The following is a 7,701-nucleotide window of genomic DNA, read 5'->3' on the forward strand; positions in this document are numbered from 1 at the left end:
TCTGCTTATCCAGAATGTAACCACAATGCTAACAACATGTCAGTGAAGCGAAGGTAGTGCAATAGATATGGATCGTATTATTGAAAAATCAGATCTTGGTTGGTGGATCGTCAGTCACGAACAAAAATTATGGCTTCCTGCCGGGGAAATCCCCTATGGCGCAGCTGAGGCGTTCGATCTTGCTGGCCAGCCAGCGCTACAGATCGGCGAGTGGCAGGGTGAGCCCGTGTGGTTGATCCAACAGTCCCGCCGCCAGGATATGGGATCTGTGCGCCAGGTGCTGGATCTGGATGTCGGGCTGTTCCAGCTGGCGGGGCGCGGCGTGCAGCTGGCCGAGTTTTACCGCTCGCATAAATACTGTGGCTACTGCGGCCATACCATGCGTTCGAGCAAAACCGAATGGGCGATGCTCTGCAACCACTGCCGCGAACGCTACTATCCGCAGATTGCGCCGTGCATTATCGTCGCTATCCGCCGGGAGGATTCCATCCTGCTGGCGCAGCATACCCGTCATCGCAACGGCGTTCATACCGTGCTGGCCGGCTTCGTCGAAGTGGGCGAAACGCTGGAGCAGGCGGTGGCGCGCGAGGTGATGGAGGAGAGCGGGATCAAAGTGAAGAACCTGCGCTACGTCACCTCCCAGCCGTGGCCGTTCCCGCAGTCGCTGATGACGGCCTTTATGGCCGAATATGACAGCGGCGAGATCGTTATCGATCAGAAAGAGCTGCTGGATGCGAACTGGTATCGCTACGACGATTTACCGCTGTTACCTCCGCCGGGCACCGTGGCGCGTCGGCTGATAGAAGATACCGTGGCGATGTGTCGGGCCGAGTATGAGTAGTGTTACACTGAGGCCATGACGCTTAAGGAACTGCAAAAATGACCGAACTGAAGAACGATCGTTATCTGCGTGCGCTGCTGCGCCAGCCCGTTGATGTCACCCCGGTGTGGATGATGCGCCAGGCGGGACGCTATCTGCCAGAGTACAAAGCCACGCGCGCGCAGGCGGGCGATTTTATGTCGCTGTGCAAAAACGCCGAGCTGGCCTGTGAAGTGACGCTCCAGCCGCTGCGCCGCTTCCCGCTGGATGCTGCGATCCTCTTCTCGGATATCCTGACCATTCCGGATGCCATGGGCCTTGGCCTGTACTTCGAAACCGGTGAAGGCCCGCGTTTCACCTCCCCAATTAAAAGCAAAGCCGACGTGGACAAGCTGCCGATCCCCGATCCGGAAGGCGAGCTGGGCTACGTGATGAACGCCGTGCGCACCATTCGCCGCGAGCTGAAAGGTGAAGTGCCGCTGATTGGCTTCTCCGGCAGCCCGTGGACGCTGGCAACCTATATGGTGGAAGGGGGCAGCAGCAAAGCCTTCACCCTGATTAAAAAGATGATGTACGCCGAGCCGCTGGCCCTGCATGCGCTGCTCGATAAGCTGGCGAAGAGCGTCACCCTCTATCTGAACGCGCAGATTAAGGCCGGTGCGCAGTCGGTGATGATTTTCGATACCTGGGGCGGCGTGCTGACCGGGCGCGATTATCAGCAGTTCTCCCTGTATTACATGCACAAAATCGTAGACGGCCTGCTGCGTGAAAACGAAGGTCGCCGCGTGCCGGTGACGCTGTTCACTAAAGGTGGCGGTCAGTGGCTGGAAGCGATGGCGGCAACCGGCTGCGACGCGCTGGGGCTCGACTGGACCACCGATATTGCCGATGCGCGTCGTCGCGTGGGTGACAAAGTGGCGCTGCAGGGCAACATGGACCCGTCCATGCTCTATGCGCCGCCAGCCCGCATTGAAGAAGAAGTGTCGACTATACTGTCTGGTTTCGGCCAGGGGGAAGGCCACGTCTTTAACCTCGGCCACGGTATTCATCAGGATGTACCGCCAGAGCACGCAGGCGTATTTGTGGAGGCGGTGCATCGGCTTTCTGCCCAGTATCACAAGTAAGGAGTCGTTATGGATCTCGCGTCGCTACGCGCTCAGCAAATCGAACTGGCCTCATCGGTGATCCGCGAGGATCGTCTGGATAAGGATCCTCCGCAGTACATTGGCGGAGCAGACGTCGGGTTCGAGCAGGGTGGGGAAGTGACGCGAGCGGCGATGGTGGTACTGAAATACCCTTCGCTTGAGCTGGTGGAGTACAAGGTCGCGCGTATCGCGACCACCATGCCGTATATCCCGGGCTTTCTCTCCTTCCGCGAATATCCCGCGCTGCTGGCAGCGTGGGAGCAGCTCTCGCAAAAACCTGACCTGCTGTTTGTCGATGGGCATGGGATCTCACACCCGCGCCGTTTAGGCGTTGCCAGCCACTTTGGGCTGCTGGTGGATGTGCCGACCATTGGCGTTGCCAAGAAACGCCTGTGCGGCGCGTTTGAGCCACTCTCCGCCGAGCCGGGCGCGCTGGCACCGCTTATCCATAAAGGCGAGCAGCTGGCGTGGGTCTGGCGCAGCAAGGCTCGCTGTAATCCGCTATTCATCGCCACCGGCCATCGGGTGAGCATGGACAGCGCTCTGGCGTGGGTACAGCGCTGCATGAACGGCTACCGCTTACCGGAGCCGACGCGCTGGGCTGACGCGGTGGCCTCTTCGCGTCCGGCTTTTGTTCGTTGGCAGGAAATTCAGCGGTGATTCAGGTAAACTGCGCCTAATTTTCGATTCGAGAGATCATCATGCTACAAAACCCGATTCACCTGCGCCTTGAAAAGCTGGAAAGCTGGCAGCACGTCACCTTTATGGCTTGCCTGTGCGAGCGCATGTATCCCAACTATGCCGCGTTCTGTAAGCAGACGGGCTTTGGTGATGGCCATATCTACCGCCGCATTCTGGATCTGATCTGGGAAACGCTGACGGTGAAAGACGCGAAGGTGAATTTCGACTCTCAGCTCGAAAAGCTCGAAGAGGCGATTCCGGTGGCGGATGATTTTGACCTGTACGGCGTCTACCCGGCAATTGATGCCTGCGTGGCGTTAAGCGAACTGCTTCACTCCCGTCTGAGCGGTGAGACGCTGGAGCACGCTATTGAAGTCAGTAAGGCATCTATTACGACCGTGGCGATGCTGGAAATGACCCAGGAAGGTCGCGAAATGACCGATGAAGAGCTGCGTGCAAACCCGGCCGTGGAGCAAGAATGGGACATTCAGTGGGAAATTTTCCGCCTGCTGGCAGAGTGTGAAGAACGCGATATTGAACTGATAAAAGGGCTGCGTGCGGACTTACGTGAGGCCGGTGAGAGTAATATTGGTATAATTTTTAACCAATGAGATAAGAAAACTTGAGATAACGCCCGTTTTGTCGCTCCTCGACTCTTCCCTTTCGCCCCTTGTCTGGTCTACATTTGGGGGGCGAAAAAAAGTGGCTATCGGTGCGTGTATGCAGGAGAGTGCTTTTTTGGCATTTTCGTCGCACTCGATGCTTAGCAAGCGATAAACACATTGAAAGGATAACTTATGAACAAGACTCAACTGATTGATGTAATTGCGGACAAGGCTGATCTGTCTAAAGTGCAGGCTAAAGCTGCTCTGGAATCTACCCTGGCTGCTATTACTGAGTCTCTGAAAGAAGGCGATGCTGTACAACTGGTTGGTTTCGGTACCTTCAAAGTGAACCACCGCGCTGAGCGTACTGGCCGCAACCCGCAGACCGGTAAAGAAATCAAAATCGCCGCAGCGAACGTGCCGGCATTTGTTTCTGGTAAAGCACTGAAAGACGCAGTTAAGTAAGACGCGTGGCAGTGAACAGTTTTAGCGAAGGGGCGGCAACGCCCCTTTTGTCTTTCTGGCGCGGAACGCTCGCGCTGGCAGGCATGCTGCTGCTGTCCGCCTGCAGCCACGACACCTCCCTGCCGCCGTTTACCGCCAGCGGCTACGCGGACAACCAGGGCGCGGTCAGGATTTGGCGCAAAGATTCCGGCGGCGAAGTGCATCTGCTTTCTGCCTTTAGCCCGTGGCATAACGGCAATACGTCGACGGCGGAATATCGCTGGCAGGGGGATGACCTGTCGCTGATTGAACTGAACGTCTACAGCAAGACCCCCGAACACGTGAAAGTGCGTTTTGACGACCATGGCGAGCTGAGCTTTATGCAGCGCGAAGTCGGCGGTCAAAAACAGCAGCTTTCCAGCGATCAAATCGCCCTCTACCGTTACCGTGCCGAACAAATCCGCCAGACCAGCGATGCGCTTCGTCTGGGACGCGTTGTGCTGCGCCAGGGGCGCTGGCATAACGACGGGACGGTAACCACCTGCGAAGGGCAAACGGTCAAGCCTGAGCTTGAATCCTGGGCGACCGAACACATTCAACGCCGTCAGCGTCATTCCTCAATGGAAGTGAGTGTGGCGTGGCTGGAAGCGCCGGAAGGCTCTCAGCTGCTGCTGGTGGCGAACGAAGACTTCTGTACCTGGCAGCCGACAGAGAAGAGTTTCTGAGGTAAATCCCCTCTCCCTTGAGGGAGAGGGTGAGGGCGAGGAGGAATTACTCCCCCTGCTCGCGCGCAATCGCGCGATAGCCGATATCCTGACGGCTAAAGCTACCGTTCCAGTGAATATCCGCCATCAGCGCATAGGCGCGCTTCTGCGCTTCTGCCACGGTATGACCCAGCGCGGTCGCACACAGCACGCGTCCGCCGTTGGTCAGAACGCGATCGTCTTCAGCCAGCTTCGTACCGGCATGGAACACCTTCGCACCGTCAATCTCTTCCAGCGGCAGACCGTGGATCTCATCCCCGGTGTTGTAATTACCCGGATAACCACCCGCAGCAATCACCACACCCAGAGATGCACGCTCGTCCCACTCTGACGTTTTCTCGTCCAGCTTACCTTCGCAGGCTGCCAGACACAGACCCACCAGATCGGATTTCATGCGCAGCATGATGGGCTGAGTTTCCGGATCGCCAAAGCGGCAGTTGAATTCGATAACCTTAGGGTTACCCTGCTTGTCGATCATCAGGCCCGCGTAGAGGAAACCGGTGTAGGTGTTACCTTCCGCCGCCATCCCTTTCACGGTTGGCCAGATGACGCGATCCATGGTGCGTTGATGAACTTCGTCAGTCACGACCGGAGCAGGGGAGTAGGCGCCCATCCCGCCGGTATTAGGACCCGTGTCGCCATTACCCACACGCTTGTGGTCCTGGCTGGTGGCCATCGGCAGAACGTGCTCGCCGTCGACCATCACGATAAAGCTGGCTTCTTCACCGTCGAGGAACTCTTCAATCACGATACGGTGGCCCGCATCGCCGAAAGCGTTACCTGCCAGCATGTCCTGAACCGCGGCTTCGGCTTCTTCGAGCGTCATCGCGACGATCACGCCTTTACCGGCGGCCAGACCGTCGGCCTTGATAACAATCGGCGCGCCCTTCTCACGTAAGTAGGCCAGAGCAGGCTCCACTTCAGTGAAATTCTGATATTCCGCCGTCGGGATATTATGACGCGCGAGGAAATCTTTGGTGAAGGCTTTGGAGCCTTCCAGCTGCGCGGCCCCTTGTGTTGGCCCGAAGATTGTCAGGCCCGCCGCGCGGAACGCGTCAACGACGCCAATCACCAGCGGCGCTTCCGGGCCGACGATGGTCAGGTCGATTTTCTCGCTCTGGGCAAAACTCAGCAGCGCCGGAATGTCAGTCACGCCGATAGCCACGTTCTGCAGCGCGGGTTCCAGTGCGGTACCGGCGTTGCCCGGTGCCACGAAGACCGTTTTCACCAGCGGAGACTGCGCCGCTTTCCACGCCAGCGCGTGCTCGCGTCCGCCGTTACCAATCACTAATACTTTCATTTTCAGCTCCGGGAATTAATGGCGGAAGTGGCGCATGTCGGTGAAAATCATCGCAATGCCGTGTTCGTCGGCGGCGGCAATCACTTCGTCGTCGCGGATTGAGCCGCCAGGCTGGATCACACAGGTGATGCCGACAGCAGCTGCCGCATCGATACCGTCACGGAACGGGAAGAACGCGTCAGAAGCCATGGCGGAGCCTTTCACTTCCAGACCTTCATCGCCTGCTTTAATGCCCGCGATTTTCGCGGAGTAGACGCGGCTCATCTGGCCAGCACCTATTCCGATGGTCATATTCTCTTTCGCGTAGACGATGGCGTTGGATTTGACGAACTTCGCCACTTTCCAGCAGAACAGCGCGTCACGTAGTTCCTGTTCGGTCGGCTGACGTTTGGTCACCACGCGCAGGTCGGCTTCTGTCACCATACCCAGATCGCGATCCTGAACCAGCAGGCCGCCGTTGACGCGTTTGAAGTCCAGGCCCGGCACGCGTTCTGCCCACTGGCCGCAAACCAGTACGCGCACGTTCTGTTTTGCAGCGGTAATTTTGAGCGCCTCTTCGGATGCGGATGGCGCGATGATCACTTCAACGAACTGGCGGGAGATGATGGCCTGAGCCGTTTCAGCATCCAGCTCGCGGTTGAAGGCGATAATGCCGCCGAACGCAGAGGTCGGGTCGGTTTTGTAGGCGCGATCGTAGGCATCCAGAATAGAGGTGCTCACGGCAACGCCGCATGGGTTCGCGTGCTTGACGATAACGCAGGCTGGTTCGCTGAACTCTTTCACGCATTCCAGCGCGGCGTCGGTGTCGGCAATGTTGTTATAGGAGAGCGCTTTGCCCTGAACCTGGTGGGCAGTCGCAACAGAGGCTTCTTTTACCTCTTCTTCTATATAGAAGGCAGCCTGCTGGTGGCTGTTCTCGCCGTAGCGCATATCCTGCTTCTTAATGAAGTTCAGGTTCAGGGTGCGCGGGAAGCGGCCGGAAGGATCTTTGCTTTCACCGTGGTAAGCCGGTACCAGGCTACCGAAGTAGTTGGCGATCATGCTGTCGTACGCGGCGGTGTGTTCGAAGGCTTTGATGGCGAGGTCGAAACGCGTTTCCAGGGTCAGCGACCCTTCGTTGGCATCCATCTCATTAATAATGGTTTCGTAATCGCTGCTCTTTACGACGATGGCGACATCTTTATGGTTCTTGGCCGCGGAGCGCACCATGGTCGGGCCGCCGATATCAATATTCTCTACGGCATCTTCCAGAGAGCAGCCTTCGCGGGCAACGGTCTGGGCAAACGGGTAGAGGTTAACAACTACCATGTCGATTGGCGCGATGTCATGCTGTTCCATAATGGCGTCGTCCTGACCGCGACGGCCAAGAATACCGCCGTGGACTTTTGGATGCAGGGTTTTGACGCGTCCATCCATCATTTCCGGGAAACCGGTGTAATCGGACACTTCGGTTACCGGCAGACCTTTATCTGCTAACAGGCGAGCGGTACCGCCTGTGGAAAGCAGCTCCACACCGCGTGCGGAAAGTGCCTGAGCGAATTCGACGATACCGGCTTTATCAGAAACACTGAGCAGAGCGCGGCGGACTGGACGACGTTGTTGCATGGTAAATCCCCTGGATTTCACGATTACAGAGAGCGTTAGATGAATTTTCCTGTGAAAAACTCATCTAACACACCTGACGAGGCATCCTTGTTAAGCGCGAGCATTTTAACGAAAACGTTTGCGCAACGCTCGCACATTTTCACTTTTTCGTATCATTGTGGATAAGTCTGTGTGTAAAAAGGTATAAGGCGGGGTTTTGCTGTGGAATGCAGCAGTCAGTCATTTTTCTGTCATTTAGCGGTTGCGGCCTGCGGAGAACTCCCTATAATGCGCCTCCATCGACACGGCGGATGTGAATCACTTCACAAACAACCCGGTCGGTTGAAGAGAAAAAATC

8 protein-coding genes are annotated in these 7,701 nt (G+C 57.1%); 6 read left to right on the forward strand and 2 right to left on the reverse strand.

The features are described 5' to 3' along the window. Nucleotides 1–67 precede the first annotated feature (67 nt). From nudC to GXP72_RS01260, 6 genes are all read left to right on the forward strand, one after another. Nucleotides 68–841 (forward strand): NAD(+) diphosphatase, encoded by a 774-nt coding sequence (gene nudC, locus GXP72_RS01235; RefSeq protein WP_208763401.1) that lies wholly within the window; start codon nt 68–70, stop codon nt 839–841. Nucleotides 842–879: 38 nt separating this feature from the next. Next, a complete protein-coding gene (gene hemE / locus GXP72_RS01240) occupies nt 880–1,944 on the forward strand; it encodes a uroporphyrinogen decarboxylase (RefSeq protein WP_024908252.1) in 1,065 nt (354 codons plus the stop codon). Nucleotides 1,945–1,953: 9 nt separating this feature from the next. Further along, entirely contained in the window at nt 1,954–2,625 is a 672-nt protein-coding gene (gene nfi / locus GXP72_RS01245; protein WP_032648402.1) for a deoxyribonuclease V, read from the forward strand. 41 nt (nt 2,626–2,666) lie between these two features. Continuing rightward, nucleotides 2,667–3,257, forward strand: coding sequence for a YjaG family protein (locus GXP72_RS01250; protein ID WP_008503468.1), 591 nt, complete (start codon nt 2,667–2,669; stop codon nt 3,255–3,257). A 186-nt stretch (nt 3,258–3,443) separates the two neighbouring features. After that, nucleotides 3,444–3,716, forward strand: a complete 273-nt coding sequence (gene hupA / locus GXP72_RS01255) for a nucleoid-associated protein HU-alpha (protein ID WP_002445246.1) — start codon at nt 3,444–3,446, stop codon at nt 3,714–3,716. An 11-nt stretch (nt 3,717–3,727) separates the two neighbouring features. Continuing rightward, a complete protein-coding gene (locus tag GXP72_RS01260) occupies nt 3,728–4,420 on the forward strand; it encodes a DUF1481 domain-containing protein (protein WP_061716168.1) in 693 nt (230 codons plus the stop codon). A 46-nt stretch (nt 4,421–4,466) separates the two neighbouring features. Here GXP72_RS01260 and purD read toward each other — a convergent pair whose 3' ends face one another. Beyond that, nucleotides 4,467–5,759, reverse strand: coding sequence for a phosphoribosylamine--glycine ligase (gene purD / locus GXP72_RS01265; protein WP_090421140.1), 1,293 nt, complete (start codon nt 5,757–5,759; stop codon nt 4,467–4,469). 15 nt (nt 5,760–5,774) lie between these two features. Continuing rightward, nucleotides 5,775–7,364, reverse strand: a complete 1,590-nt coding sequence (purH, locus tag GXP72_RS01270) for a bifunctional phosphoribosylaminoimidazolecarboxamide formyltransferase/IMP cyclohydrolase (protein WP_048990362.1) — start codon at nt 7,362–7,364, stop codon at nt 5,775–5,777. Nucleotides 7,365–7,701: the final 337 nt, after the last annotated feature.

It is taken from the genome of Enterobacter sp. SES19 (assembly GCF_011765665.1).
Lineage (GTDB): Bacteria > Pseudomonadota > Gammaproteobacteria > Enterobacterales > Enterobacteriaceae > Enterobacter > Enterobacter pseudoroggenkampii.

Bases quoted from the DNA above. Each gene is read 5' to 3' on its own strand.
- purD (WP_090421140.1), bottom strand. From the start codon at position 5,759: ATGAAAGTATTAGTGATTGGTAACGGCGGACGCGAGCACGCGCTGGCG.
- nudC (WP_208763401.1), top strand. From the start codon at position 68: ATGGATCGTATTATTGAAAAATCAGATCTTGGTTGGTGGATCGTCAGT.
- GXP72_RS01250 (WP_008503468.1), top strand. From the start codon at position 2,667: ATGCTACAAAACCCGATTCACCTGCGCCTTGAAAAGCTGGAAAGCTGG.
- nfi (WP_032648402.1), top strand. From the start codon at position 1,954: ATGGATCTCGCGTCGCTACGCGCTCAGCAAATCGAACTGGCCTCATCG.
- hupA (WP_002445246.1), top strand. From the start codon at position 3,444: ATGAACAAGACTCAACTGATTGATGTAATTGCGGACAAGGCTGATCTG.
- hemE (WP_024908252.1), top strand. From the start codon at position 880: ATGACCGAACTGAAGAACGATCGTTATCTGCGTGCGCTGCTGCGCCAG.
- purH (WP_048990362.1), bottom strand. From the start codon at position 7,364: ATGCAACAACGTCGTCCAGTCCGCCGCGCTCTGCTCAGTGTTTCTGAT.